Here is a 317-nt window from a genome sequence, read left to right on the forward strand (position 1 = left end):
AAACAGAATCAACTTGGCAGAGGCATTGGCCTCAGCCTTCGCTGCCGCAACTCCCTTTGAAGGATTCCACGTAGCAGCGCTGCTGGCACCTGCGCCCGCAACAAAACGCAGCCACTGCGAAGCGCTCGCAACTTCATATGAATCGCTTTTCTGGACGTGCTCCACGAACTCGTTGCCGCCGGCGTCGATGATGTCGAAGACGAACGGATCCATCTTTGTCTCGGCTTTCGCCTGCAGCGTGATGGAACGGATTGACTTCTTGAAGTCCGCCGCGTCGAATGGCTTGGTGCCGGTCACCTCGTGCTTGCCCTCGCTGG

The 317-nt window shown here is 58.0% G+C and carries 1 protein-coding gene; it reads right to left on the bottom strand.

Annotated features, from left to right (window positions below; genetic code table 11):
- On the bottom strand, positions 1-297 hold a 297-nt coding region (locus tag ACZ6S8_RS39610), incomplete at its 3' end, for a hypothetical protein (RefSeq protein WP_469463260.1).
- Positions 298-317: the final 20 nt, after the last annotated feature.

Source organism: Streptomyces sp. NPDC048461, from assembly GCF_055587105.1.